Here is a 26,195-nt window from a genome sequence, read left to right as displayed (position 1 = left end):
TTTTAAAACCTATGAGGTTTGAATTAAATTCTATTTATTCGATTGTTAGAAAATCATACTCAACATTTGATTTATGATATTCTACAAATTCATTTATGGTATCAAAATATTGCATCATTTCTTTTCTTTCAATTCTACTTTCTTTAGAAAAATTAATATAAGACTGATAGGATGAATATTTCCAATCATTAATATCTTCTATAAATCCGTGATTGACAGGATTATTGTGGATATAATGTAATAATTTAATTAAATATTTTTTATTATCAACTCTTTTACGCCTTATATAGTCAAGAAAGAGAGATCCTTTTCTATTATATCTTTTGTTATATGCTTTTGCATATCCGTTTAGTAAATTGCTAAAATGTTTCATTAAATAAAAATGCTCATTTTCAATCTCTTTCAATTCTTTAAATCTTAACAACAGGTGAAAATGATTTGGCATTAAACAGTATGCATATATTTCAGCTATTGGAACAATATATTTTACAAGCTTATCTAAAAAATATTTATAATTTTCTTCTTCTCTAAAAATTAAATCTTTTCCATTTGCATGAGTGTAGATATGGTAAACATATTCACATTCAAAATTTTCTGTGTTTGACATTTCTTTTTCTTCAGTTGTGTTTTTATATTTCAAACCTCATAGGTTTTGGAAACCTATGAGGTTTAGTAAGGAACGAAAAATTATTTAATATCATCCCAAATGCTATAATCAACAACTTTTGTAGGAATCTGCTGAACATATTCTGTAAAAGGCTCGCAAGGTAAAATGGCATCTTTTCCTTCTCTTGCTAATTCCTGATACAATTTTGTTCCTTCGGTTTTCCATTTGATCATTTCATCTGAAACATCACGGATAATTTTTGCCGGGCTTCCTACGATTAATTTTCTTGCATCACATGTAAAATTTGCGGGAACAAAAGCCAAAGCTCCGATAATGCATTCATCACCAATAATTGCTTTATCCATCACGACAGCATTCATTCCCACTAAACAATTTTTTCCGATATGTCCGGAATGAATGATTGCGCCATGACCGATGTGTGCAGATTCTTCCAAAACAGTTTCAATGCCCGGAAAAACATGCAGCGTGCAGTTTTCCTGAACATTTGCTCCATCTTTAACGATGATTCTTCCCCAATCTCCACGTATTACCGCATTGGGTCCCACGTACACTTCTTCACCGATTTCCACATTTCCAATAATTACCGCCTGCGGATGAATGTAAGCGGAAGGTTTAATGATCGGTCTGATACCGTGATATGAGTAGATATTCATAATTTTAATTTGAAAATTTGAGAATGAGCTAATTTGAAAATTACTTTAACACAAAGTTCACGAAGTTTTTTCGAAAATTTTTCTGCATACTTTTCGTTTGCAAAGGCGTTTGACTTCGTCAAATCTTCGATTTCACTCAGCAAAGTCTAAACGTTAATTTAACGAGCTAACTTGAAAATTTATTCTGTTTTAAATATCATTTTCAAATTCTCAAATTAGCTCATTTTCAAATTGATTTAAACTTTTTCAATCACCATTGCGTAACCTTGTCCGACACCGATACAAAGGGTACACAGGGCATATTTCTTATTCTGTTTCTGTAATTCCATGGCAGCAGATCCTACGATTCTCGCGCCGGAAACTCCAAGCGGGTGACCGATTGCAATTGCTCCTCCGTTTGGATTGACTCTTGAATCATCATCTTGTAATCCTAATGTTCTTGTTACGGCTAACGCCTGAGCTGCAAAGGCTTCATTCAATTCAATAACATCCATATCATCCAACGAGAGATTCAATCTTTTCAGTACTTTCTGAATGGCTTCTACAGGGCCGATTCCCATAATTCTTGGCTCTACACCAGCAACGGCTGAACCTAAAATTTTAGCAATAGGCTGGAGTCCGTATTTCTGTACCGCCTCTTCACTGGCTAAAATCAATGCTGCGGCACCATCATTCATTCCTGAAGCATTTCCTGCAGTTACTGTTCCTTCTTTTCTAAAAGCAGGACGAAGTTTTCCTAGTCCTTCCATTGAGGAAGTCGGTTTGATGAATTCATCAGTATCAAAAACTTTAGGTTCACCTTTCTTCTGGGGAATTTCAACTTTCACAATTTCTTCTGCCAGTCTTCCGCTTTCCTGAGCTTTGCTCGCTTTTTGCTGTGACCAAAGGGCAAATTTATCCTGATCTTCGCGGCTGATCTGGTGGATATCCGCTAAATTTTCAGCTGTCTCTCCCATTCCATCTACCCCGTACATTTCTTTCATTTTGGGGTTGACAAACCTCCATCCGAAAGTCGTGTCAAACATCTGGCTGTCTCTTCCGAACGCCGTGCTTGGTTTTGACATTACATAAGGTGAGCGTGTCATATGTTCTACGCCACCCGCTATATAAATTTCGCCTTCTCCTGCAGCAATCGCACGGAAAGCATTGGCTACCGCCGACATTCCTGATGCGCAAAGCCTGTTTACTGTTTCTCCACCAATTTGATAAGGAAGTCCAGCCAAAAGCAGCGCCATTCTCGCCACATTCCTGTTATCCTCACCGGCCTGGTTGGCACACCCGAGAATAACATCTTCAATTTCCTCAACGGGAACTTCCGGGTTTCTTGCTATGATTTCTTTAATAACTACCGCTGCCAGATCATCCGCACGAACTTCTGAAAGTCCTCCAGATAATTTTGAAATCGGTGTTCTTACATAATCGATGATATATACGTTGTTCATAATTTTAATTTGAAAATGAGTTAATTTGAGAATTTGAAAATGAAATAAAGCATTAAAAATAATTTCCAAATTGCCTCATTTCCAAATTTTCAAATTTATAATTCTGTTACTTTTTTCCCTATTTTATATACCGTTCCGACAAATTTGGCAATAAGATCGTTGTTTTGGTTGGTAATTTTAATGTCGTAAACAGCAGTTTTTCTGGTATCGTTCACTAAAATACTTTCTGCCCTGAAAATATCACCTTCTTTACCGGCTTTGGTAAAATTGATGATACAGTTTAATGCAACGGCAGCATCTCCTGAATTATTAGACGAAAATGCCAGCGCAGAATCCGCAAAAGCAAATGTAATTCCACCATGAACTGTCTTCAGCCCATTTATCATTTCTTTCTTTATGGGCATTTCGATTAAACAATAGTTTTCTTTTACTTCTATCAGTCTGATATTCATCCATTGAGAGAACTCATCCTGATTCAACATATATTCTGCAACCTGTGTTGGAGTCATTTCCATATATTGATTAACTTAATCCGTTGTTTTTTGTTTTAAAAATATCTTTCCAGCTTAGCTCTTTATTTGCCAGAAAATAATTGGCTGAAAAATAAATCACAAAAAGTATAATCATGAAGCGCCATGAAAAAATTTTCGTATCTGAAAAGTAGTATGCCAGATAATTTGCGATTGTCATAACCGAAAATGAAATTGCTGTCTGCGTAAATGCTTTTTTAAGTTTTTGATTATTCACTTTACTCTGTATCTGCTATTCTTTCATATAAATCGTCTGCCATCTGGTCATAAATATTCATGGTTACACCGAGAATGATCTGTCCATTAGAAAGATTTTCCGACTTAGGATCACTTTCGTTCTGATAGAGAGCACTCAGATCCAAACCTTCCTCATCCGCAAGCCTTTTGATAAGCAACTTATATTTCTTATTAAATTTTGGCAGCAATTCAATCCGCTCCTGATAGGTTTTAATAGAATCAAGCTCCTGAATTATATATTCTTTTTCAATAAGAAGCCTTGTTTCCAATTCTGCCCTGAATGCATTTATATCCATTAACCGTTCTATTTTATCAAATCTTTTCGACCAGTCTTTTTAAAAAAAATCATCAATCTATCCATAAAAAGACGACTTATAAACGTCGCTGAAAAATAAATGATTACGAATCCCCAACTAAACATTTTATCATCTGCAATCGCTTTAAAACGAATATCAGTTAAGTAAAATATACCTCCTACAAAAATTGTTGAGAAAAGGGCTACCGTAAAAGATGAAATCAACTTCTTTTTAGTTATTATTTTGTAATTCATAATAATTTAAAAATGAAATGTTTAGAAAATCAAACAAGCTCCTACAGGCGACATTGATTACTAGATTGGTAAATTGTTACATTCTACGCAGCAGCGGACTTTGTCTGTATCTGTCTTCCTGGTATTCATCATAAAGATTTTCAAGGACTTCAGTTACCAGATCGTATCCGATTTCTTTCCCCCACTGTAAAAGACCTTTTGGGTAATTTACACCTTTCTGCATGGCCAAATCAAGATCTTCATCACTGGCGATACCCAGTCTTTTTGCTTCAACAGCTTCATTAATAAGCATGGAGAGAATTCTGTGAAAAATATCATCATACAAAACTTCATCCTTTTGAGGAACGGGCTTTTCTGCCCCTTCAGAATAATCGTAGAAGCCTTTTCCTGTTTTTCTGCCGTGAAGCTTAGCTTCAGACATTCTTTGCTGCAACAAAGACGGTTTATATTTCGGATCGTAAAAATAGTCTTTATACACGGTTGTAGTTACGGAAAAATTCACATCAACGCCGATAAGATCCATTAATTCAAACGGTCCCATTTTAAAGTTTCCATAAGTTTTCATGGCATCATCTACCTGCTCAGGAGTTGCAATATTTTCCTCAACAATTCTTAATGCTTCTCCGTAATAGGGACGTGCAATTCTATTCACAATGAATCCTGGAATATCTTTGGCAATAACAGGTGTTTTGCCCCATTCTTTCATTAAATGGTAAATTTTATCCGCTAAAGATTTTTCAGTAAGCAAAGAAGGAATGACCTCCACCAAAGGCATGATAGGAGCCGGATTGAAGAAGTGAATTCCGATGAAACGCTCAGGATTCTTTAATTCTGCACCGAGTGAGGTGATGGAAATGGAGGATGTATTAGAACCAATGATACAGCTTTCTGAAACGTGGTTTTCCAGTTCAGTGAATACTTTGGTCTTAATTTCTTTATTTTCAATGATGGCTTCAATGATGAGCTCACATTCTTTGAAGTCTTTCAGTTCTGTTGCGATAGAGATATTGGCTAAAATTTCAGTCATTTTATCTGCTGAAATTTTCTGTTTGTCTACCAGTTTGATCAGTGTTTTCTCCAGACCAAGGGTTGCAGTTTCCGCTTGTTTCGGATTGGCGTCGTAAACCAAAACTTTGCATCCGTTGGTAGCGGCTACCTGTGCGATGCCAATTCCCATAGTTCCGGCACCGATAATTCCTACATATTTCATAATGTAATAGTGTAACAATGTAGCAATGTAGCAGTTTATCAATGAGATGCTTCGACAAGCTCAGCATGACAGTGATTGTTACATTGGTACATTGTTATATTAATTTTATTTTCCTTTATAATCAGGTTTTCTTTTTTGTAAAAAGGCATTTACTCCTTCGATAAAATCTTCAGTTCCTGCAGCTTCCTGTTGCAGATCGGCTTCCAGTTCCAGTTGTTCTTTCAGTGTATTGCTGTAAGAGTTGGCGAATGCTTTTTTCGTTAATTTAATTGCTGCTGTCGGCATATTGGCCATTTTCTCAAGAATCTCCATTGATTTTGAATTAAATTCCTCTTCCGAGAATACTTCAGCAACCAGACCATAAGATTTTGATTCTTCTGCAGACAATTTTTTTCCTGTAAAAGCTAAATAATTTGCCAGCTGACGGCCCATCAATCTAGGCAAAAAATATGTTCCTCCTGTATCAGGAATTAGTCCGATATTAGAGAAGGCCTGTGCAAAATAGGCTTTATCACTTGCTAAAACAAAATCACTGATCAGCGCCAACATAGCTCCGGCTCCTACGGCAGGACCGTTTACCAATGCTACCACCGGTTTTTTGCAGCGTGTAAGTTCAATCACCAAAGGATTGTAATAATCCGTCACAATTTTTCTGATGATATCGTGGTCATGATGCTCTTTGCCGGTAACGAATGCATCGTCCAGATTTTGACCTGAGCAAAAAGCCCTGCCTCTTCCTGAAATCGCGACACATCGTACATTTGGATCTTCACTGCATTCTTTAAAAAAATCTTTTAAATCTGATAATGAAGGCTTTGTAAGCGCATTCATAGTTTCCGGTTGGTTGAGATAAGCGATTTTTAGTTTTCCTTCAAAGTGCGTCTCAATATCGAGTTGTGTGTACATGGTTTAAATTTTAAGTTTAACTTATTTAAAAATTCAAAGATTTAACAATGCTCTAATTTAACAATATTAAATCATGTAACAAGACATCAATTTAATGACATTTAAAATAGTCAAAAGGTTCTAGGCAGTCTAAACATTGATACGAAGCTTTACATAATGTAGAGCCAAACCTGCTGATTTGCTTCGTATGCTCGGAACCGCAGCGTGGACATTTTTTCGGTTTCCCAATATAATGCTCATCTGCTCCTTTTTCAGGCGGGGTAATTCCGTAAACACGAAGTTTTTCTCTTGCTTCATCCGTCAGCCAGTCTGTCGTCCAGATCGGAAACATTTTGGTGACTACTTTCGCTTCCCAACCGTTTTGTTTCATGATCTTGATAATGTCTTCTTCAATGGTAAACATGGCGGGACAGGCAGAATAAGTTGGCGTAATCGTTACTTCACAAGAATTATCACCAATAACTTTAGCTTCTCTTACAATACCTAATTCCACAATATTGATCACGGGAATTTCCGGATCGGGAACCATTTCTAATATGTCTAAAGGATTTTTCAATCTTATTTTATCTTATTTTTTTAACGCAAAGTGCGCTAAGATTTTTTTCACTACTAACCGTTTTTAAGTTCGCAAAGGCGTTCTACTCAGCGAAGCCAACGAAGAGTAAATTCAATGGTAGTTCAAAATTGTTAGATTGTTAAACTGCTACATTGATATATTGGTACATTTTATTTACCACGTACACCCCGGATATGCTCTCTGCATATATTGTAATTCACAAAGGATATATCCGAAATATTCTGTGTGATAGCCTGTTCTTGATTTTGGCTGCATGAAAGGATTTACAGGATATTCCAGCCCGAAATCTGCAAAATCTTTTTGCGTGATCGCAAGGAATTCTTCGTAAAGAATATCTGTATTCGGGGCAATATTTAAGGCAACTAAATCATCTTCACCTTCTGTTTTCGCAAATAATCCTTTGGTATATTCCCAAATATTTTCGATGGCTTTCACCAGACGAATTTTACTTTCTTCCATTCCCTGAGCAAAGATTTTCATCCAGGAAGCGGCATGAGTATAATGATATCTTACTTCTTTCAAAGATTTCTGAGCAATAGCAGAAAGTTCTTCATTCGCAGAGTTTGACAATGCTTCATACATCAGCTTTTGATACACCGCAAATACATACACTTTTAAAATCGTCTGTGCATAATCTTCGTTTGGAAGCTCTACCCAATGGGCATTTACATATTCATGTTCGTATCTTAAAAATGCCAAATCATCTTCACTTTTTCCGTCATCAATCACTCTTGAGGCGTATACGTAAAAGTTGTTGGCTTGTCCAAGTTCATCCAGCGCGATATTTGTCAATGCAATATCTTCTTCCAGATAAGGGCCTTCACCACACCACTCGGACAAACGTTGTCCCATGATGAAGCTGTCGTCTGCCAGTTTTAATAAATAATTATATAATGGATTCATTGTTTAATCAATTTGAAGACGGATAGATGATAGACTAATAGAAAATAGATATAAATTTCAAGGTCTATTATCTATCCGTCCATTATCTCCAAAGTCTTATTACATATTTTTTACATCATTCGGGATCTCGTAAAATGTCGGGTGACGGTACAATTTGTCATCTGCCGGGTCGAAAAACGCTTCTTTATCCACGCCTTCCGAAGTTACGATATATTTACTTGGAACCACCCAAACCGAAGTTCCTTCTTTTCTTCTTGTGTAAACGTCTCTTGCATTCTGCAAAGCCATTTCTGCTGTTGGTGCCTGCACCACTCCAACGTGTTTGTGGGATAATCCCGGTTTAGTCTGAATAAACACTTCCCACATATCTAAGTTTGCCATAATTAAAATTAATTTAACAATGTATCAATGTAACAGTTTAACAATAATGAGATTCTTCGCTTCTTACAGAATGACAATAGGATTGTTACATTTTTACATTGGTATATTGTTATATTGAAATTTTTTCCTGTTTTTCTGCAAAAGCCACAGCTGCCTCTTTTACCCAAGAGTTTTCTCGCTGCGCTTTTCTTTTTGTCTCGATACGTTTTTTATTGCAAGGACCGTTTCCTTTTAGAATTTCCATGAATTCATCCCAAGGAAGCTCTCCGAAATCGTAATGCTGTCTTTCTTCATTCCATTTCAGATCTTTATCCGGAATGGTTAAGCCTAAAAATTCAGCCTGAGCAACGGTAACATCGATAAATCTCTGACGAAGACTGTCGTTGCTTTCTCTTTTCACTCTGTAATTCATAGAGATTTTTGAGTTTGGCGAACTGTCGTCATTCGGACCAAACATCATTAAAGCCGGCCACCAGAATCGGTTTAGCGAAGCCTGAGCCATTTCTTTCTGCTGTTTTGTGCCACGGCAAAGGGCCATCAAAATCTCGTAACCTTGTCTTTGATGGAAAGATTCTTCTTTACAGATTTTCACCATCGCTCTTGAGTAAGGACCGTAAGAATTCCCCATCAACATTACTTGGTTCATAATCGCAGCTCCGTCTACCAGCCAGCCGATTGCGCCGATATCTGCCCAACTCAACGTCGGATAATTAAAGATGCTGGAATATTTTGCTTTTCCTGAAAGCATATCTTCATAAGTGGCATCTCTGTCTGCTCTTACCGTTCCGTCACCTAAAGTTTCTGTTGCTGAATAAAGGTATAAACCATGGCCCGCCTCATCCTGAACTTTAGCCAAAAGAGCCATTTTTCTTCTCAATGACGGTGCTCTGGAAATCCAGTTGGCTTCCGGCAGCATTCCTACAATTTCGGAATGGGCGTGCTGGGAGATCTGACGAACCAATAATTTCCTGTAATCATCTGGCATTACATCTTTTGGTTCCACTTTATTTTCGTCGTGTACGTATTGTACAAATTTTTCTAAATCCATAGCTTTCAATTTAGCAATATATCAGTTTAGCAATGTACCAATTAGATGCTTCGACAAGCTCAGCATGACAGTGATTGTTACAATGGTAAATTGTTAGATTGTTACATTAATTTTAAACATCATAATTAAGCATCACCACGTTCGTTGTAGGATGACACTGGCAGGTAAGAACATAACCTCTGGCTACTTCTTCTTCGGTAAGCGCGTAGTTTTTTTCCATGAAAACTTCACCTTCTAAAACTTCGGCTTTACACGTACAACAAACTCCTCCTTTACAGGCAAAAGGTACAGGAAGATTATCTTTCAATGCTTTATCTAAGATACTTTCTTTTTTTGAATTTAAATGGAATGAATATTCATCATCATCAATGATCACCGTTACCATACTTTCGATATTGGCAATGGCTTTGAATTCATCGCTCATTTCTTCTGTATTTTCTTCATCCGGAGCGGTGAAATATTCAAATAAAACCTGAATAGCAGGTACTTTTTTATCTTTCTTTAAATAATCTGCAACGCTTTTAATCATCTCTGAAGGGCCACAAATGAAATAAGTAGATTCTTTAACGTCAATTTCGGGATGCCTTTCAAAAAGCTGCTCCAGTTTATCCGGACAGATGCGTCCTTCAAATAATTGATCTTCATGCTTTTCACGGCTAACCAGATAAATAACTTTCAGTCTTCCTCTGAACTGCTCTACCAACCTGTCGATTTCAGCTTTTTTCATTACATGATTCATGCTTCTGTTGCTGTAAAACAGATAAGCATTTGAATTCGGTTCCTGGTAAAGACTTTCTTTAATATTAGACAACACCGGGGAAATTCCGCTTCCTGCCGCTAAACCAATATAGGTTTTAACGTTCGTCGGGTGATAGGAAGTGTTGAAACCGCCCATTGGAGGCATTACTTCAAGAACTTCATCCATATGAAGATGCTCGTTGAAATATCCGGAAACCTTTCCGCCTTCTAATAGTTTTACCAATACTTCCAGCGTGTTGCTTTTTTCGCTCGGCGCATTGCAGATAGAATAAGACCGTCTCTCTTCGTTTCCGTCGATCATCATTCTGAAATTAAGATACTGTCCCTGTTTAAACCTGAATTTATCCTTCAGCTCTTCAGGAATTTCAACGGCTACATTTACTGCATCGTTGGTATCTTTCTGAACCTTAACCGTTTTTAGTTTATAAAATGAATTCATTTATTTTTTAAGTATTCTGTTAATTTTTCCACCTTCACATTTAGGAAGACTGTCCTGGGCATGAATTTTTACTTTCGTTGTGATTCCTACCCGCTTTTTAATTTCGTTTTCTATACTTTTTCCAAAGTTTCCGACAAAAATAGCATAATCATCGGTATTTAAACTTAAATTTTGCGCCCGTACCAATTCATCATCTACTTCCACATCAACATCCAGTGCGACACACATTTGTTCTTTTTCTACAGGTGTCAGATAATAATTTGGAACAACTCCTTTCACGTGGGAAAATGCTTCCTCGATCTGACTCGGATAGACATTTACTCCCCTTACGATCAACATATCATCGGCTCTTCCGAGAATGGGTCTCATTTTCACCATTGTTCTTTTACCTTTTTCGTCATAATAGAGACTTGTGATATCATTTGTCCAGTAACGTAACAGCGGCATTGCTTTTTTCGTTAAAGTCGTGATTACCAAAACTCCTTCTTCCCCGAATGGCACCGGCTGTTTAGTAACCGGATCTAAAATTTCAGGATAAAAGTGATCTTCCCAAATATAAGCACCGCCTTTTTCCTCAAAATCTTCCATTGAAACTCCGGGACCGATAATTTCACTTAAACCATAAATATTGGTCGCGTGAACACCCAACCTTTCTTCAATATGATGTCTTATGATTTCCGTCCAAGGCTCAGAACCTAAAACGGCATATTTCAAACTAATTTCATCCGCAGAAATTCCTCTTTTGGCAAATTCATCAGCCAGCGTTAAAGCGTAAGAGGGTGAACAGCAAAGAACTTCAGGCTTAAAATCTATAATTAAATCGACCTGTCTCGTTGTCATTCCTCCTGAAATGGGCAACACGCTCATTCCTAATTTTTCTGCTCCATAATGAAGTCCTAATCCGCCCGTAAAAATTCCGTAACCGTAGGCATTGTGCAACTGCATTCCGGGTTTTGCTCCCGCTGCGTTTAATGATCTTGCAACCACTTCGCTGAATAAATCAACATCTTCTTTTGTATATCCTACTACCGTTGGTTTTCCCGTTGTTCCGCTTGAGCAGTGAATTCTTTGCAATTCATTTTTCGGAACGGTAAATAATCCGAACGGATAATTGTCTCTCAAATCCTGTTTGTAAGTAATCGGAAGTTTCGTAATATCTTCAATCGACCTGATATCCTGCGGAGATATTCCTGTCTCAATAAATTTTCTATTATAAAATTCCGACTTCTCCCCAAGATAGTCTGCCAATTTAGCCAATCGCTCAGATTGAAGCTGTCTCAATTGGTCGAGCTTTAAATATTCAACTGAAAAATCCATACTACAACTAACTAACACTTGTTAGGCGTAAATGTAAAAAGATTTTTTGTTTCTGCCAAATTTTTATGATTTTCGTCATATGGCTGATTAAAATAATGCAATACTTTATAAGATAATCCGTTTAAATACGCTGTAAAATATGACTTCTTTTTAATATACTTTTTATGGCATCCGTACTAAATTGACGTATCTTTGCACGTTCGATTAAGGCTGTACAATATATTCTGAAAGCAAAAAACCGAAACTGGATACAATTTGTCTTGAATTTTACTTGTTAACAGCTGACAAATAATAAGATGAAGTAATATTTTATTGCTGTTTTTCATTATTTTTATGTTAAATTAATTGATTATAAAAAAACTTTAATGAGAAGATTAGTTTGGGGATTATTGCTTTTGGCTTCATGGCAATTTTCCGCTCAGGAGCTGTATATGCCGAGAAATATAAAAAAGGCATACGAAAACGGAACCCGCGACTTGTCCGGTGCACCGGGAAAAAATTACTGGCAGAATAAAGGGATCTATAATGTAGAGGTAAAAGTAGATGCCGGAACAAAGATCGTTTCAGGGAAAGAGACGATCGTTTACAGCAATAACAGCCCCAATAATCTTAGCGAACTGGCTATACGGTTTGTAAATAATTTACATAAGCCTCAAGCTCCAAGATCAGGAATGGTTTCCAAAGATTTTCTGACATCCGGATTGCATATTAAATCATTCTCTGTAAACGGAGAAAAATATACTGTGAACAGTGAAAATTGGGGAACAGTAGAAAAAGTCAAACTCCATTCTCCTTTAAAGTCTAAAGGAAAAGCGGAAATCAAAATAGAATGGGAATATCCTCTATCGGTACAAAGCGGAAGAGAAGGACAGATCGATCCGGAAACGTTTTATGTTGCCTATTCTTTCCCAAGAATATCTGTCTATGACGATTACAACGGATGGGATATGCTTCCTCACTCCGACAGACAGGAGTTCTATAATGATTTTAACGATTATAGTTTCGCCATTACAGCTCCAAAGAATTATGTAGTCTGGGCCACGGGAGATTTCCTCAATCCGGAAGCCGTTCTTCAATCAGAATATTTAAAAAGATTTAAATCTTCTTTAAAAAGTGACAAGGTCATTCATGTTGCTACTGAGCATGAAATGAAAGCCGGAAAAGTCACGAAGCAGAATAAATGGAATGTATGGAAATTTAAAGCCAATCATATCACCGATTTCTGTTTTGCATTGAGTAATCATTATACATGGGATGCTTCCAGTGTTCAGCTAAAAACCAAAAGAGCCAGTGTGCAGGCAGCTTACAAAGCCGATGCAAAGGATTTTGAACATTATGTAGAATGGATGCGATACAACCTGGATTGGTTTTCAAAAAACTGGCCGGGCGTGGAATATCCTTACAATGTCATGACCGCCGTGCAGGGATATGCCGATATGGAATATCCAATGATGATCAATGACACCAGTATTCCTGATGATTTTCAGGATGCAAGGTTAACCGCAGATCACGAAATTGCACACACTTATTTCCCGTTCTATATGGGAATTAATGAAACAAGATATGCTTTTATGGATGAAGGCTGGGCCACCACATTGGAATACCTGATCGGAATCGATGAAAACGGTGAAGCAAAAGCCAAAGAATTTTATAAAAATTTCAGAGTGAAAAGATGGATCAATGACCCTTCTGCAGAACAGGATCAGCCGATCATTACCATGAGCACACAGGTAAGCGGGGCGGGATACGGCAACAATTCTTATGTGAAAGCATCATTATCTTATCTGGCGCTGAAAGATTATCTTGGGGATGATCTTTTTAAAAAAGCGCTTCATCATTATATGAATAACTGGAACGGCAAGCATCCTATTCCTTGGGATTATTTTTATTCTATGAATACAGGCTCAGGAAAAAATCTCAACTGGTTCTTTAATAACTGGTTTTATACTAATAATTATATCGACCTTAAAGTAACAGGAGCAATCCAGGTAAATGGTCTTCTTACCGTGAATATCAATAACATCGGAGGCTTCGCCATTCCATTTGATGCGGAGATCGGATATGATGACGGTACGGTTGAAAAGCTTCATTTTTCACCTTCCGTATGGGAAAAAGATCAGAAGCAGACAATGCTTACCATCCCCATCACCAAGAAAGTAAAATCGGTGAATATTGATGGCGGTATCTTTATGGATTATACACCGGAGGATAATAAAAAATCTTTATAAAAAAAGTCGGGCTGTTTCATTCTGAAACAGCCCGACATTCGTATTGATGAAAAGGTTATTATTTTTTAGTACAGTCTTAAGCCTGATCTTGCTCCTGATGAAGCAACAACTGACTGCATTCTTGTTTTCTGACCGGCAGAGAACATGAACATTGCCGCATCATCTACGTAATCCATATAATTCATGAACATAACAGATCTTTGAACACCGCCACAGGTATTATACAAAGGATAACTTGGTGTTCCGTAATTTGGTCCTGTCTGCGTAGGAGTGTCGGATACAAGGTCGTTTCCGCAATTGGCATCTCCCCAGATATGTCTTAAATTTAAATAATGTCCTACTTCATGAGTTGCAGTTCTTCCTTTGTTAAACGGAGCCGAAGCACCCGTTTTCCCGAAATAGGAAGCAGCTATTACGACACCATCATTCCACAGTCCTGAAGATTCAGGGAAAGTAGCATAGCCAAGAATCTGGCCCATATTTCCAACAACCCATATATTGAGATAATTGGCCGGGCTGGTGGCATCAATACCGCCGCTGGAAGATCTTTTCATGGCATCATTTGTACTCCAGCTGGTTTTTGTGGTTGATTTTCTTACCGTGTTTGCCAGTCTGAATCTGACTTTTACATCCCCGGCTTTTACTCCCTGGAAAGCAGTTGGTATACTGGAAGCATCGGTATTTGTTCCTCCATAATCTGCATTCAGAACAGCAATCTGCTCTGCGATACGGGAAGCGGAAATATTTTCCGATGATGTTCGGTATAAAACATTTACCACGACCGGAATTTCAACTGTCCCATCAGAAAGTACTTTTCCGAGCTTAAGGTCATTTTCAAATTTTTCAGTTTTGGATTCAAGTTCAGAATATTTTTGTCTGAGCTCAGAACTGTTTTGGAGGGCAATTTTCCTGATTTCCTCAGAAGGGCAGCCTCTTTTTAAGGCCGATCCGGACAAAGTTTCCTGCTTGTTTGATGATTCTTCAATTTGATTTGCAATGTTGTCGCTGTTACAGCCAGACATGAAGCTCAGCACGAGAACTCCGAATAGTAGTTTTTTCATAATAAGGAATATTTTGTTACAAAAATGAAATTATAAAATTCGGAATTACTACGCAAGTATTTCACCAAATTGTTATATAATTTTATTATTCAATCAATAACAATTTTGATATTAGATTCAAAACACACCAATACAAACAAGCTTTTGTTATTAAAAAACCACTTAAATTCAATTTCCATTAAACCCAATTTCAGCCTGCAAAACCATTTTTAATTGCGAAAACGGCTAATCCAACACGGGTTTTAAGATCCAGTTTCTCGCAAAGCTGATCTCTGTAGCTTTCCACAGTTCTGGGGCTGCAGCACATTTTGTCGGCAATTTCTTTATAGCTGAGCTCGGTAACGGTGTACTTCAGAAATTCTTTTTCCCGTTCAGAAATCCTGATATTTCCGGCGGGATCATCATTATTCATATTAGAGAAAATAATTTTTGAGGCCCAGTCGGGATAGAAAAACCCTTCGGTATTAAGCTTAATTAAAGCATTTTCGAGTTCTTTCGGATGGGTGTTTTTAAGTAAATATCCTTTTGCTCCGTTTTTAATCATTTTGATAACACTTTTATCGTCACCCTGCATGCTCAGTGCCATGACTTTTATGCCGGGATGATTTTCTTTAAGCCACAGAACAGTTTCGAAACCATCCATGATTGGCATGCTGATATCCATTAAAATAATATCCGGAATCCGGCTGTTATTTTCAAATTTCTGAATAAGATCTCTGCCGTTTTCGGCAACATAAATTACTTCGAAATCTTTAAAATTCCCAATAATTCCCTCTAATGCTTTTGCAATAAGGATATGATCGTCTACAATCACTATCGTTTTTTTCATGGCTTTCTTTTTAAAATAATGTTGAGTGTGGTTCCTAAATGTTCCCCACTTACGAGGTTGAAATCAGCGCCGATGATCCTGGCCCTGTTTTCCATATTGGTAAGGCCGATTCCGTTTGACCTGACGGATGATTGGTCAAAACCGATCCCATCGTCTTTAATATTCAGCTCCCAGAGTGCTTCTTCGGAAGTATTCAGGCTAATAAAAATATTCTTGCAATGCGCATGTTTTATACTGTTCTGAATAAATTCCTGAGTAATTCTCAGCAGGACATTTTTATGAACAAATCCCAGATCGAGCTGTTGAAAATTATGCTTAAAATCAACATGACATTTTTTAAAAGCGTTGGTATTGTCCACTTCTTCCTGGATTAAAGTTACGATTTCCTTTTGGTTGATATTATCATCCGTCAGGGTTTTCGATAGGCTTCGGAGATCCTGTAATGACTGGTTAATAATTTGCGACACCTGATCAATTCTTTCGCTTACTTCAGGAACTTTATTTTCGTACAGAAGCTGTTGGGTATAAAGGCTTACCAGGGTAAGCTTTTGTCCGATATTATCATGAAGCTCCCGGCCGATCTGTTGCATGGTAGCCTGCTGGATTTCCAGTTGAGTAGCCAGAAGTTCACGTTTATGAATTTCGTTCTTCACTTCAATCTCATTAAGATATTCTTTTTTGCGCTGTCTGTATTTCCGGATGTACACCATGACAGCGGCTACAAACAACACAAAAAATATGTTGAACAGTATAATTGTTATCAGGAGCTCTGTTTTCCCCATATGAATGAAATTGAAAATAATACATACATAATGATTCCTGACATAAGGAAATAATTAAAATACATATTCCATAGCTCCGGATATTTGCTTAACAGATTGAAAAATGTCCAGAATGGCAACGTTCCTATATAAAATAGGGTTACCCCAAGATTAATGTAAAACATTTTATTCCTATTAAAATGTAAAATATCTGAAGAATTAATCTGTCTGTAATATTCCATTATGACAAGAATCATAAGAATAAGGCAGCCAAATGTATAATTGAATGAAAAAATTATTTTCCCTGCTCCAAAGAAATATTCATTGGGAATAAAGGAAAGTAAATAAAGAAGTGACACAATATAAAATAATTTAGGCTTTTTAAATGTTTTTGAAGCATAAAGCCAATAGAGAAATAAAAATTCAATGGGAATGACAAAATAATTAAAAAATATCGGTTTGCTATATTCTATCAGGTCGCCACCCCATTTTCCAAATACTTCACTTAAAAACATGATTATTAAATAAATGGAAAAGTACTTCCAGTAAGAATCCTTTGCATTTCTGTAAAATATAATAGAAATCATGGCAGCCAGCCCCTCAGTCCAGATTAAAGATTCCTGTAGTACTTTTTGAAATTCACCCATTGTGCCTGTTCGTATAAATATAATTTTTTCTAAAACAATTCTGTTATTTTTGTTGCAGGAGGAGATAATGTGCCATGATTCTGACAAATAAATTCAATACCAGTATCGGAATCCGTTCCAAAAGTCACCGCATTCGTTCCTTTTCTGTTCATTTCTAAAAGATTGAAATCGTAATTACCCTCTTCTCCGTTTTCATCTTTTCGTTTAATAGTAGGAACCATTACCAGCGTATGCCTTCCGGCGTACTCTTTCTGTACAGGTATATGAGCCATGAGATCCCAGTTTTCTGCTTTAGGATAAGCAGCATAGTAGAATCTTATACCAAGATCTTGTGTATTTATATCAGGATTGTTTGTAATGGATAATGCTTCAATATCGGAAATAAATTTCTTCAGGGTCGTGAGATCAAAATGGATAGAATGAGCATCTTCGATTCCCAGTTTTTCTTTTACAGACATCAATTGATTACTTCTGTAATTCTCTACCAGCGTACGGATAAGATCGTTGGTCATTGTGTTGGGTAGCAGCTTAGGGTCCGGAGTTTCAGCTCCCCGGTTAGGTTTCGTTTTCATAAGCTAGTTTTTTTAATGTTAGTTGATGCTGCAAATTTCGTAAAAAAACATATTGCAGTAACACGTTTTTTTCCTGTTTATTTATGGGGTTTTTACGGATTGTATATTTTAACAAAATCATTAGCATAAATTAAAAAAAAATAAGTGCTGCAGAAAACATGCAGCACTTACTTACAAAAATAATATATATGAAAAAACTACTTATAAATCGGTTGGTCTGAATACCAAACCTGTTTCCTCGAAATAATCTAAAGTGATTCTGTCGCCGTCATTCACTTTTCCTGCAAGAATCTCCCTTGAGAGTTTATTTAAAACTTCCTGCTGGATTACTCTCTTCAACGGTCTTGCACCAAAAACAGGATCATATCCTCTATTCATCAGATAATCTACCGCATCCTGAGTGGCGGTCATAATGATATTTCTTTTTGCGAGCATATCATTAAATCCTCTCAGCTGATACTGAACGATTTTCCCGATTTCTTTTTTTCTCAAAGGCTGGAACAATACCACCTCATCAATTCTGTTTAAGAATTCCGGACGTAAAGTCTGCTTCAATAAATCAAAGACTTCATCTTTTGTTTTGTCAACGATTTCATCCTGATTGTCATCGGTAATATTTTCAAAATTCTCCTGAATTAAGTGTGAACCTAAATTCGAGGTCATAATAATGATTGAGTTTTTGAAATTCACGACACGGCCTTTATTATCCGTTAAACGTCCATCATCCAAAACCTGCAGCAACGTGTTGAACACATCCGGATGCGCTTTTTCAATTTCATCTAAAAGCACTACGGAATAAGGTCTTCTTCTCACGGCTTCCGTCAGTTGTCCGCCTTCATCATACCCTACATATCCCGGAGGCGCACCCACCAATCTCGAAACGGAATGACGTTCCTGATATTCACTCATATCAATTCTCGTCATATTGTTTTCATCATCGAATAAAAATTCAGCCAGGGCTTTTGCCAGCTCGGTTTTTCCGACACCGGTTGTTCCTAAGAATAAGAACGAACCGATCGGCTTTTTATCGTCGCTTAATCCCGCTCTGTTTCTTCGGATGGCATCGGCAACCGCTGTGATAGCTTCGTCTTGTCCAACTACTCTGTGATGAAGTTCGGTTTCAAGATTTAATAATTTTTCTCTTTCAGACTGAAGCAGTTTCGTCACAGGAATCCCTGTCCATTTTGCAATGACTTCGGAGATATTTTCAGAAGTTACTTCTTCTTTAATCAATTCATTCTGATGATTTTGCATCTCGATTTCAAGCTTGGAAAGCTCTTCTTCTTTTTCACGAAGTTTCCCGTACTGAATTTCCGCTACTTTTGCATAATCTCCGGCTCTTGAAGCTCTTTCAGCTTCTAATTTCAGAGATTCAATATCTTTTTTAATCTGGGTTAAATCTTCAGATTTTTGTTTTTCTTTTAACCATTTTGCGTTGATTTCATTTCTTTGTTCAGAAATTTTGGCAATATCTTCTTTTAAATGGTCAATTTTCGTTTGGTTTCCTTCTCTTGAAATAGCTGCCAATTCGATCTCCAGCTGCATCAGTTTTCTGTCCAGAACATCCAGCTCTTCAGGTTTTGAATTGATTTCCATTCTCAGTTTAGCTGAAGCTTCATCAATCAAATCAATAGCTTTGTCAGGTAAGAATCGATCGGAGATGTATCTTTGAGACATTTCCACCGCCGCGATAATTGCTTCATCTTTAATTCTTACTTTGTGGTGCGCTTCATACTTATCTTTAATTCCACGAAGAATGGAAATGGCAGATTCAGTATCAGGTTCTTCCACCATCACTTTCTGGAAACGTCTTTCCAACGCTTTATCTTTCTCGAAATATTTTTGATATTCATTCAAAGTGGTTGCACCGATCGCTCTTAATTCTCCTCTTGCCAAAGCAGGTTTCAGAATATTGGCAGCATCCATTGCTCCTTCACCACCTCCGGCTCCCACTAATGTGTGGATCTCATCAATGAAAAGAATGATCTGCCCGTCTGATTTAATAACCTCATTTACCACCGATTTCAAACGTTCTTCAAACTCACCTTTGTATTTGGCTCCGGCGATCAAAGCTCCCATATCCAATGAATATAAAGTTTTATCCATCAGGTTTTCAGGAACGTCACCACTGATAATTCTGTGGGCAATTCCTTCAGCGATGGCAGTTTTACCAACACCAGGCTCCCCAATCAGGATCGGATTGTTTTTTGTTCTTCTCGAAAGGATCTGCAACACCCTTCTGATTTCTTCATCACGACCGATTACTGGGTCAAGTTTCCCTTCTGCGGCTAATTCGTTGAAGTTTTTTGCATATTTATTTAAGGATTGATACGTTTCCTCTGAGCTTGCAGAAGTGGCCTTGCTTCCTTTTCTTAATTCTTTAATTCCACCCTCCAGAAGGCTTTTCGTAACGCCCATATCTTTCAGCATTTTCGAAACTTCTGAATTTGTTTCCAGTAACGAAAGCCATAAATGCTCGATCGTCACATATTCATCACCCATTTTTTTAGCGATGTTGGGTGCATCAAGCAAAACTTTGTTTGCCGATTGTGAAAGATAAATGTTTCCTCCCTGCACTTTTGGGAGCTTTTCTAAATTTTCACGGTTTCGCTCTCTTACCAAAGCAGCATCTGCTTCAGATTTTTTTAATAAGAATGGCGAAATATTTTCATCTACCTGAAAAATACCTTCAAGAAGATGTTGAGGCTCAATACTCTGGTTACCGAACTCCATGGCTACCTGTTGAGCGGCCTGGATGGCTTCCTGCGATTTTACAGTATATTGGTTTAAGTTCATATTATTTATCTGATTATTGTTGGTTTATAGTTAATAGATTATCATCAAAATGTATACAATTCCCGGTTTTAAAATAATGATTTTTGTTATTAAAAAACATTAAGACCAAAGTTGCTAAGTCTAATCTTAATGTCTTATCAATCATTTAATTCGAGAACCATATCGCAAAAACCATTCAATTATTGAATTTTCAAAAAATACAGACAAAATTTCCGAAATATTCATTGTAAACAAAGAATGCAAAGACAAATTTTCCGGTTAAGATGATATTCAATGAAAATTATCGGAAGAACAGTCATAGTTGGTAAATTTAAATAAAAGAGATTTGTTTTTAAACCATTAAGACTTTAATTAAGAAGTTAAGAGGGTTTAAGATGGCTTCACTTATTCAATATATAAAAAATACCTTTGTCTTCTAAATGGAACAAAGTGAAATGAAGAATCACTTATTATTAATGTTATAGATTCTTCCTTCGTCAGAAATCGAAGATTCGGCATAGCCAATGACAATCGTCAGATCAAAAATCATAATCCGAAAATCAGAATATTAAAATCAAAATAATTACTTTTGCCTTTTACCAGATGGAGCTTAAAGAAAAACAAAAGAAAATATTAGATGTAGCCGTAGAACTCTTCAAAGAAAAGGGTTATATGGGCAGCTCTGTACGGGATTTAGCCACAAAACTTAATATCAAAGCGGCTTCTTTGTATGCGCACATCCGCTCCAAGGAAGAAATTTTAGAATGGATTTGTTTTGGGATTGCCCAGGAGTTTTTTGATGAACTGCAAAAGGTGAAAAATACGGATGTTCCGCCGAAGGAAAAATTAAACCTTTTTCTGGATAAACATTTATCGGTTGTTCTTAAAAACCGCGACGTTACCCATATCTACTCAAACGAATGGAAGCACCTGGAAGAACGTCTTCCCGAGTTTATTGCTTTACGAAAAAGCTACCAGCAGGAAGTTGAAGAGCTGATCTCCCAAATTCATCAGGCCGAAAACTGGGAACTGAAATCGCCGGCTTTTACCACAAGATTCATCCTACATACATTGAATAACTCTTATTTCTGGTTTAAAAGAAATACAGAATCTACATCAGAGATCACCGATGAGATCAGAGATAAGATTCTGTATGGGCTTTTGGGAAATAATAAACAGTGATAGGCTCATTAATTTCTCTTCAGCGATATTTTAAAACTGCAGATCGGTAAGCACCGGAAAATGATCTGATGGATACAGCAGGTTTTCGCGTCTGTCGTTGATATGTCTGTGAGATTTAATTTTAAATCCTTTTACAAAAATATAGTCGATTCTGTCTTTTGGAATTTCGTTGACATTAAAACCCGTGAAAGTTCCTTTCGGTCCGTAATGTTTTGTTTCGGAATGATAAAAGCTGTCCTGCATATTCTGTGACATAATTTTAATAGGCTCGGAATCTTCTGTTAAATTAAAATCTCCGCTTACGGTTACCGGTAAATTTCCAGGATTAAGCTCTTTGATTTTCTTTAAGATCAGCTCTGAAGATTTTACCCTTGCCACCTTTCCGATATGATCAAAATGAAGATTCAGGGCCATGAATTCCTTCTTTGACTTTTTATCTTTGAAAAGCGCATAGGTGCAAATTCTGTTCAACGCTGCATCCCAGCCTTTGGAAGGCTTTTCAGGAGTTTCGGAAAGCCAGAAGGTACCCGATTTTATAACCTGAAGCCTGTTGGTATCATAAAATAGGGCAGAAAATTCACCTTTCTCCTTACCGTCGTCTCTGCCTACTCCTACATAATCGTAATTTTTCAATCCGCTCTTAATATCCTTCATCTGCTCCGGCAATGCTTCCTGAACGCCAAAATAATCCGGGTGATAATACGTCAGCAAATCTGCTACATCCTGTTTCCTGTTGGTCCATGAGTTTTCTTTATCAGAATCTACATTCAGACGGATGTTGAAGCTCATCACTTTAAGATCCTGCGAAAAACCTAATGCAAACATCATAAGACCTACGATTGAAAATCTGAAATTCATAATCATATATTTTTAATTAGCTTAGACAAAAGTAAGGCTTATCATGAAGACAACACTCAGTTTGAACTTAATTTAAAATAAAAAGACCGTCTAAAGTTTGAACAGCCTCTTTTTATTAATTTTTTTCAGGTTTTCTTTTTAAAATAATTTCAACATAGTGTATGAAGCAATCATTTAATTTGCTCCGGAGGAGCAACATCTGTGTAGATCTATATCAAGATGTTGTAACATCAGAACCCCGGAGGGGTTCTATCTTATCATAGCACACCTACGGCGTGCTGGTGATATTCCATTGTTTTTTTCTACAGAGATATTGCTCCTCCGGAGCATAAAAAATACCCTTTTATTTTTTGTTAAAGAAAAAAGAGGCTGTCCAAAGTTTGGACAGCCTTGTAGCCCCTATACTAGAAGCATATTCGATCTAAAGAGATATGTCTGACTTTTGGATCACAATCTGCAGTATATTATTTTACAGGACACTTAATTCCTGCTTTAATTTCCTTATGGTTTCGCATCTGCTGAAGTCCACATGTTGTTTGTCATGTTAACATCCGGGATCTGTGATTTCGGATCAAGCTTTACCTCAACAATTTCTTTTGCTGAATCTAACCGGAATGTCCATTCAGTATTTCTTTTCCAAACCTCAATCGGAATATTTGCCGTCTGCTCCGTACCATCCTTGAATTTCACCTGAACGGTCGTTGGCATAGGCAGCTGGCCGATATTCTCAACGGTGATGAGTGCACCATTTTTAAAGTCATCATTTACATACTTTACGCTTTTTACAGCCTGGTCAATTTTCCATTTATTGATAAACCATCCTCTCCAGAACCAGTTTAGTTCTTCTCCCGAAACGTTTTCCATAGTATGAAAAAAGTCCCAGGGCGTAGGATGTTTAAAAGCCCAGCGCTGAATATAGGTTCTGAAAGCCTTATCAAACTTTTCAGGTCCCAGGATCGATTCTCTCAGGACACCTAATCCTACCCCAGGTTTAAAGTAAGCCAGAATACCAATGCTGCTTTCCTTCATATTATCCGGTCCAGTCATCATGGTCTCAAAACGATCGTTCATCAGGAAAGATCCCATTTGTGCAACATTTTTCTTCTGATAGTATTCGCCTTTATTAAAAGCTTCCGTAGAAAGTTCGTTAATAAAAGTATTAAATCCTTCATCCATCCATGCAAACAGTCTTTCATTAGAGCCTACGATCATCGGGAACCAGTTGTGTCCGAATTCATGATCGGTAACACCCCAAAGTCCTGCACCTTTAGAAGTCATGTGGCAGAACACGATTCCAGGATATTCCATTCCGCCTTCATTTCCGGCAACGTTGGTGGCCGCAGGATAGGTGTATTCGTACCATTTTGCAGAATAATGCTCAATAGCCGCCTTGGTGTATTCCGTAGATCTCCCCCAGGCCTTTTCACCCCCACTCTCCGCAGGATAAGCCGAGATGGCCAATGACTTCTTACCGCTTGGAAGGTTGATCCTGGCAGCATCCATTACAAAGGCTGCTGACGACGCCCAGGCAAAATCTCTCGCCTGTTTTATTTTAAATTTCCAGGTTTTTGTTCCGGACGACTTATTTTTTCCGATCTCTGATTCAGGGCGTATCATAACGGTCTTATCGCTGTTCCTTGCCTGCTCCCATCGGCTGTTTTCTTCTTTGGTATAGACTTCTTTAGCATTCAGAAGCTCTCCGGATGCCACGACGTAATGACTGGCTGGTACTGTAATATCAGCTGTAATATCTCCATATTCAAGATAAAATTCGGAAGCTCCCAGATAGGGCATGGTATTCCATCCCATGACGTCGTCATAGACACACATTCTCGGATACCACTGGGCCATGGTAAAGATCTTACCGTTTTTGCTATCCTGAATCCCCATCCGATCGGACCCATATTGCGGGGAGATGAAAGAATATTCAATTGTAATCTTAGCAACACCACCGCGGGCTTTTAGTTCAGATGGAAGATCGATCTGCATTCTTGTATCGGTGATGGTATAGTGTACCTCCTTACCGCCAAGTTTTACTGATTTTATCTTATAGCCACCTTCAAATTCTTCACCATGAGCACCGTTTCGGCTTCCGGACATAGGCACCACCGCATTTCCCCTTGAATCTTTTTCAAATAAATTCTGATCGAGCTGAAGCCACAGAAAGCCCAGTTTATCGGGGCTGTTGTTGGTATATTTTATTTCTGCTGTTCCGCTAATTTCATTATTCGCTTCATTGAGGCTTACGTTGAGGTGATAATCTGCTGCATTCTGCCAGTACGCATATCCTGGCTGGCCACTTGCAGATCGTGTTGAGGTGCCGGTCTGCGTGTAGAAAAAAGGCTTGAAAGCTTCCACATAATCATACTTTGGAGATTCCTGCGCATAAGCGAACTGCGAAAAAGCAATAAGAGTCAGGGCAGAAACAAGATTTCGAAATTTCATTTTCATAATTATTTTTGGCGACAAGTTAGCAAAAATAAACATCCCACAAAGAGGAAAAGGCAATATAAATCTTCTACGATTACAGCCTATAAAAGAAAGCTTTATGGTTCTTACGGAGCTTAAAATCTTTATTAAAAAGAACCGGTCATATTCAATAAAAAAGTAGTCCCACTTAGACTACTTTCTCTGTGACAAATGTAAACAAATTCTCATTACTTCCAAATAATAATCCTTTGTTTTTTAATATGTTAATTAATTTGAAACAGTAGATCCCTTTAAAAATCGGGCGCTTAAGAGGAAAAGAAACTGCCATCGTTTTTACCCTAAAAAAAGAAAAACATATTGATTCTTAAATCATTGGCACTAAAAGTAGTCTAAGTGGGACTACTTTTTTAAGCACAATGAAACTACAAATGATGACCCTTTCTCAGCTCCCTCTGTTTCTGCGTTTTAGCGTAAGGATGCTGTGTTGTCAACTGTTTTTCATCTCCAACTTTATCTGTTCACAGACTCCCTTTTCTTATTCCGATTCAACAATTTTTGTTTCTGAAGATTCTTATCTGTATGTTGAATCACCTGTTGACATCTCAACCGTAACATCTTTACCAGGAAAAAGTCAGACATCATCAAAACAGTTTAACGCAAACAAGCGTAAATCCCTTTTCAGGCTAAAATCGCCGGACATTAACAAGAGTCAGGTCAACCAAATAAACCAACTCTGCTTTACAATTCCAAAGAGCTCAGATTATATTGTAAACTCAACGAATCATCTATCAACAGCTATTTTAGGCAATTCCTTTTCATTAAAACAACATCAGAAAATATTAATTCCTATTCTAAAACTTTTCTTATATGTAAATCTTACTGAAAAGAAGCTTCTATATTCACTTATTAACTATTTCAACCTCTTAAAAATTATTATCAATCACTTCAGCCGTCCTCCGCCCATGTTTGCGTCATCATGAAACATTTATTAAACACAGATAAGCACAAATATCAACGCACAAATAACACAAAGCTTAATGCAAGATACTTTCCACCACGTTTGTCATCCCGTAGGGATCTAAGCAAACATTTTCACAAAACAATTGTGAAATTAGTGTTCAATCCATTAGTGCCATTTGTGTTAAGAACAATTGCTTAGTGAGCTTTTATAAGTGGAACGGCTTTGTGAAACTTAAAGCAGATCAACAATAAAAAACCTTAGTGCGCTTCGTGTTCACAATGTCAGGCTAAGCCTGTCGAAGTGCAGCTCTT

At 37.3% G+C, this 26,195-nt stretch carries 23 protein-coding genes; 2 read left to right on the top strand and 21 right to left on the bottom strand.

The window, feature by feature from the left end:
• Positions 1-34: 34 nt before the first annotated feature.
• The 13 genes from AC3WV0_RS09815 to AC3WV0_RS09755 all read right to left on the bottom strand — a co-directional run bounded on the left by AC3WV0_RS09815 (position 35) and on the right by AC3WV0_RS09755 (position 11,580).
• A complete protein-coding gene (locus AC3WV0_RS09815; RefSeq protein WP_488845918.1) occupies positions 35-640 on the bottom strand; it encodes a transposase in 606 nt (201 codons plus the stop codon).
• 47 nt (positions 641-687) lie between these two features.
• A complete protein-coding gene (locus tag AC3WV0_RS09810) occupies positions 688-1,281 on the bottom strand; it encodes an acyltransferase (protein ID WP_488845917.1) in 594 nt (197 codons plus the stop codon).
• 236 nt (positions 1,282-1,517) lie between these two features.
• Positions 1,518-2,723 (bottom strand): 3-oxoadipyl-CoA thiolase, encoded by a 1,206-nt coding sequence (gene pcaF / locus AC3WV0_RS09805; protein ID WP_488845916.1) that lies wholly within the window; start codon positions 2,721-2,723, stop codon positions 1,518-1,520.
• A gap of 95 nt (positions 2,724-2,818) precedes the next feature.
• Positions 2,819-3,232, bottom strand: a complete 414-nt coding sequence (locus tag AC3WV0_RS09800) for a PaaI family thioesterase (protein WP_488845955.1) — start codon at positions 3,230-3,232, stop codon at positions 2,819-2,821.
• Positions 3,233-3,471: 239 nt separating this feature from the next.
• Entirely contained in the window at positions 3,472-3,786 is a 315-nt protein-coding gene (locus AC3WV0_RS09795) for a hypothetical protein (RefSeq protein ID WP_488845915.1), read from the bottom strand.
• A gap of 330 nt (positions 3,787-4,116) precedes the next feature.
• Positions 4,117-5,250 (bottom strand): 3-hydroxyacyl-CoA dehydrogenase NAD-binding domain-containing protein, encoded by a 1,134-nt coding sequence (locus AC3WV0_RS09790; protein ID WP_488845914.1) that lies wholly within the window; start codon positions 5,248-5,250, stop codon positions 4,117-4,119.
• 105 nt (positions 5,251-5,355) lie between these two features.
• The gene (locus tag AC3WV0_RS09785) at positions 5,356-6,156 is read right to left on the bottom strand and encodes an enoyl-CoA hydratase/isomerase family protein (RefSeq protein WP_488845913.1); all 801 of its coding nucleotides are present in this window, start codon (positions 6,154-6,156) and stop codon (positions 5,356-5,358) included.
• A 91-nt stretch (positions 6,157-6,247) separates the two neighbouring features.
• Positions 6,248-6,685, bottom strand: a complete 438-nt coding sequence (gene paaD / locus AC3WV0_RS09780) for a 1,2-phenylacetyl-CoA epoxidase subunit PaaD (protein WP_488845954.1) — start codon at positions 6,683-6,685, stop codon at positions 6,248-6,250.
• 201 nt (positions 6,686-6,886) lie between these two features.
• The gene (gene paaC, locus AC3WV0_RS09775; protein ID WP_488845912.1) at positions 6,887-7,636 is read right to left on the bottom strand and encodes a 1,2-phenylacetyl-CoA epoxidase subunit PaaC; all 750 of its coding nucleotides are present in this window, start codon (positions 7,634-7,636) and stop codon (positions 6,887-6,889) included.
• Positions 7,637-7,735: 99 nt separating this feature from the next.
• A complete protein-coding gene (paaB, locus tag AC3WV0_RS09770) occupies positions 7,736-8,017 on the bottom strand; it encodes a 1,2-phenylacetyl-CoA epoxidase subunit PaaB (RefSeq protein ID WP_027373980.1) in 282 nt (93 codons plus the stop codon).
• 109 nt (positions 8,018-8,126) lie between these two features.
• Complete coding sequence (gene paaA, locus AC3WV0_RS09765; protein WP_488845911.1) at positions 8,127-9,065, bottom strand: 1,2-phenylacetyl-CoA epoxidase subunit PaaA; 939 nt, start codon at positions 9,063-9,065, stop codon at positions 8,127-8,129.
• A gap of 112 nt (positions 9,066-9,177) precedes the next feature.
• On the bottom strand, positions 9,178-10,263 hold the full coding sequence (locus AC3WV0_RS09760) for a 2Fe-2S iron-sulfur cluster-binding protein (RefSeq protein WP_488845910.1): 1,086 nt from the start codon (positions 10,261-10,263) through the stop codon (positions 9,178-9,180).
• Positions 10,264-11,580: a phenylacetate--CoA ligase family protein gene (locus tag AC3WV0_RS09755; RefSeq protein ID WP_488845909.1), complete on the bottom strand. Its 1,317-nt coding sequence runs from the start codon at positions 11,578-11,580 to the stop codon at positions 10,264-10,266.
• Positions 11,581-11,945: 365 nt separating this feature from the next.
• On the opposite strand from AC3WV0_RS09755, the gene AC3WV0_RS09750 reads away from it, so the two are divergent.
• Positions 11,946-13,808 (top strand): M1 family metallopeptidase, encoded by a 1,863-nt coding sequence (locus AC3WV0_RS09750; RefSeq protein WP_488845908.1) that lies wholly within the window; start codon positions 11,946-11,948, stop codon positions 13,806-13,808.
• Between the two features lie 65 nt (positions 13,809-13,873).
• Here the strand turns inward: AC3WV0_RS09750 and AC3WV0_RS09745 are convergent, their stop codons facing one another.
• From AC3WV0_RS09745 to clpB, 6 genes are all read right to left on the bottom strand, one after another.
• Positions 13,874-14,869: a M43 family zinc metalloprotease gene (locus tag AC3WV0_RS09745; RefSeq protein WP_488845907.1), complete on the bottom strand. Its 996-nt coding sequence runs from the start codon at positions 14,867-14,869 to the stop codon at positions 13,874-13,876.
• Positions 14,870-15,059: 190 nt separating this feature from the next.
• Positions 15,060-15,698 (bottom strand): response regulator transcription factor, encoded by a 639-nt coding sequence (locus AC3WV0_RS09740; protein ID WP_488845906.1) that lies wholly within the window; start codon positions 15,696-15,698, stop codon positions 15,060-15,062.
• Positions 15,695-16,480 carry a sensor histidine kinase gene (locus AC3WV0_RS09735; RefSeq protein ID WP_488845905.1) on the bottom strand — a complete coding sequence of 262 codons (786 nt, stop codon included), beginning with the start codon at positions 16,478-16,480 and terminating at the stop codon, positions 15,695-15,697. The genes AC3WV0_RS09740 and AC3WV0_RS09735 overlap by 4 nt, the downstream gene beginning before the upstream one ends.
• Positions 16,459-17,106, bottom strand: coding sequence for a hypothetical protein (locus AC3WV0_RS09730; RefSeq protein WP_488845904.1), 648 nt, complete (start codon positions 17,104-17,106; stop codon positions 16,459-16,461). The genes AC3WV0_RS09735 and AC3WV0_RS09730 overlap by 22 nt, the downstream gene beginning before the upstream one ends.
• A gap of 29 nt (positions 17,107-17,135) precedes the next feature.
• Positions 17,136-17,678 (bottom strand): hypothetical protein, encoded by a 543-nt coding sequence (locus AC3WV0_RS09725; protein ID WP_488845903.1) that lies wholly within the window; start codon positions 17,676-17,678, stop codon positions 17,136-17,138.
• 201 nt (positions 17,679-17,879) lie between these two features.
• Positions 17,880-20,474: an ATP-dependent chaperone ClpB gene (gene clpB / locus AC3WV0_RS09720; protein WP_488845902.1), complete on the bottom strand. Its 2,595-nt coding sequence runs from the start codon at positions 20,472-20,474 to the stop codon at positions 17,880-17,882.
• Between the two features lie 582 nt (positions 20,475-21,056).
• On the opposite strand from clpB, the gene AC3WV0_RS09715 reads away from it, so the two are divergent.
• The gene (locus AC3WV0_RS09715; protein ID WP_488845901.1) at positions 21,057-21,635 is read left to right on the top strand and encodes a TetR/AcrR family transcriptional regulator; all 579 of its coding nucleotides are present in this window, start codon (positions 21,057-21,059) and stop codon (positions 21,633-21,635) included.
• Positions 21,636-21,665: 30 nt separating this feature from the next.
• On the opposite strand, the gene AC3WV0_RS09710 is transcribed toward AC3WV0_RS09715, so the two are convergent.
• Both AC3WV0_RS09710 and AC3WV0_RS09705 read right to left on the bottom strand, forming a co-directional pair.
• The gene (locus AC3WV0_RS09710) at positions 21,666-22,493 is read right to left on the bottom strand and encodes an endonuclease/exonuclease/phosphatase family protein (RefSeq protein ID WP_488845900.1); all 828 of its coding nucleotides are present in this window, start codon (positions 22,491-22,493) and stop codon (positions 21,666-21,668) included.
• Positions 22,494-22,994: 501 nt separating this feature from the next.
• On the bottom strand, positions 22,995-24,944 hold the full coding sequence (locus tag AC3WV0_RS09705) for a M1 family metallopeptidase (protein WP_488845899.1): 1,950 nt from the start codon (positions 24,942-24,944) through the stop codon (positions 22,995-22,997).
• Between the last annotated feature and the right edge of the window lie 1,251 nt (positions 24,945-26,195).

This window comes from Chryseobacterium sp. 27AL, from assembly GCF_057815395.1.
This window is presented reverse-complemented; position numbering and strand designations above follow the sequence as displayed.

Excerpts from the sequence above, each read along its gene's own strand:
- AC3WV0_RS09810 (WP_488845917.1), bottom strand. The coding sequence starts at position 1,281 with ATGAATATCTACTCATATCACGGTATCAGACCGATCATTAAACCTTCC.
- pcaF (WP_488845916.1), bottom strand. The coding sequence starts at position 2,723 with ATGAACAACGTATATATCATCGATTATGTAAGAACACCGATTTCAAAA.
- AC3WV0_RS09800 (WP_488845955.1), bottom strand. The coding sequence starts at position 3,232 with ATGACTCCAACACAGGTTGCAGAATATATGTTGAATCAGGATGAGTTC.
- AC3WV0_RS09795 (WP_488845915.1), bottom strand. The coding sequence starts at position 3,786 with ATGGATATAAATGCATTCAGGGCAGAATTGGAAACAAGGCTTCTTATT.
- AC3WV0_RS09790 (WP_488845914.1), bottom strand. The coding sequence starts at position 5,250 with ATGAAATATGTAGGAATTATCGGTGCCGGAACTATGGGAATTGGCATC.
- AC3WV0_RS09785 (WP_488845913.1), bottom strand. The coding sequence starts at position 6,156 with ATGTACACACAACTCGATATTGAGACGCACTTTGAAGGAAAACTAAAA.
- paaD (WP_488845954.1), bottom strand. The coding sequence starts at position 6,685 with ATGGTTCCCGATCCGGAAATTCCCGTGATCAATATTGTGGAATTAGGT.
- paaC (WP_488845912.1), bottom strand. The coding sequence starts at position 7,636 with ATGAATCCATTATATAATTATTTATTAAAACTGGCAGACGACAGCTTC.
- paaB (WP_027373980.1), bottom strand. The coding sequence starts at position 8,017 with ATGGCAAACTTAGATATGTGGGAAGTGTTTATTCAGACTAAACCGGGA.
- paaA (WP_488845911.1), bottom strand. The coding sequence starts at position 9,065 with ATGGATTTAGAAAAATTTGTACAATACGTACACGACGAAAATAAAGTG.
- AC3WV0_RS09760 (WP_488845910.1), bottom strand. The coding sequence starts at position 10,263 with ATGAATTCATTTTATAAACTAAAAACGGTTAAGGTTCAGAAAGATACC.
- AC3WV0_RS09755 (WP_488845909.1), bottom strand. The coding sequence starts at position 11,580 with ATGGATTTTTCAGTTGAATATTTAAAGCTCGACCAATTGAGACAGCTT.
- AC3WV0_RS09750 (WP_488845908.1), top strand. The coding sequence starts at position 11,946 with ATGAGAAGATTAGTTTGGGGATTATTGCTTTTGGCTTCATGGCAATTT.
- AC3WV0_RS09745 (WP_488845907.1), bottom strand. The coding sequence starts at position 14,869 with ATGAAAAAACTACTATTCGGAGTTCTCGTGCTGAGCTTCATGTCTGGC.
- AC3WV0_RS09740 (WP_488845906.1), bottom strand. The coding sequence starts at position 15,698 with ATGAAAAAAACGATAGTGATTGTAGACGATCATATCCTTATTGCAAAA.
- AC3WV0_RS09735 (WP_488845905.1), bottom strand. The coding sequence starts at position 16,480 with ATGGGGAAAACAGAGCTCCTGATAACAATTATACTGTTCAACATATTT.
- AC3WV0_RS09730 (WP_488845904.1), bottom strand. The coding sequence starts at position 17,106 with ATGGGTGAATTTCAAAAAGTACTACAGGAATCTTTAATCTGGACTGAG.
- AC3WV0_RS09725 (WP_488845903.1), bottom strand. The coding sequence starts at position 17,678 with ATGAAAACGAAACCTAACCGGGGAGCTGAAACTCCGGACCCTAAGCTG.
- clpB (WP_488845902.1), bottom strand. The coding sequence starts at position 20,474 with ATGAACTTAAACCAATATACTGTAAAATCGCAGGAAGCCATCCAGGCC.
- AC3WV0_RS09715 (WP_488845901.1), top strand. The coding sequence starts at position 21,057 with ATGGAGCTTAAAGAAAAACAAAAGAAAATATTAGATGTAGCCGTAGAA.
- AC3WV0_RS09710 (WP_488845900.1), bottom strand. The coding sequence starts at position 22,493 with ATGAATTTCAGATTTTCAATCGTAGGTCTTATGATGTTTGCATTAGGT.
- AC3WV0_RS09705 (WP_488845899.1), bottom strand. The coding sequence starts at position 24,944 with ATGAAAATGAAATTTCGAAATCTTGTTTCTGCCCTGACTCTTATTGCT.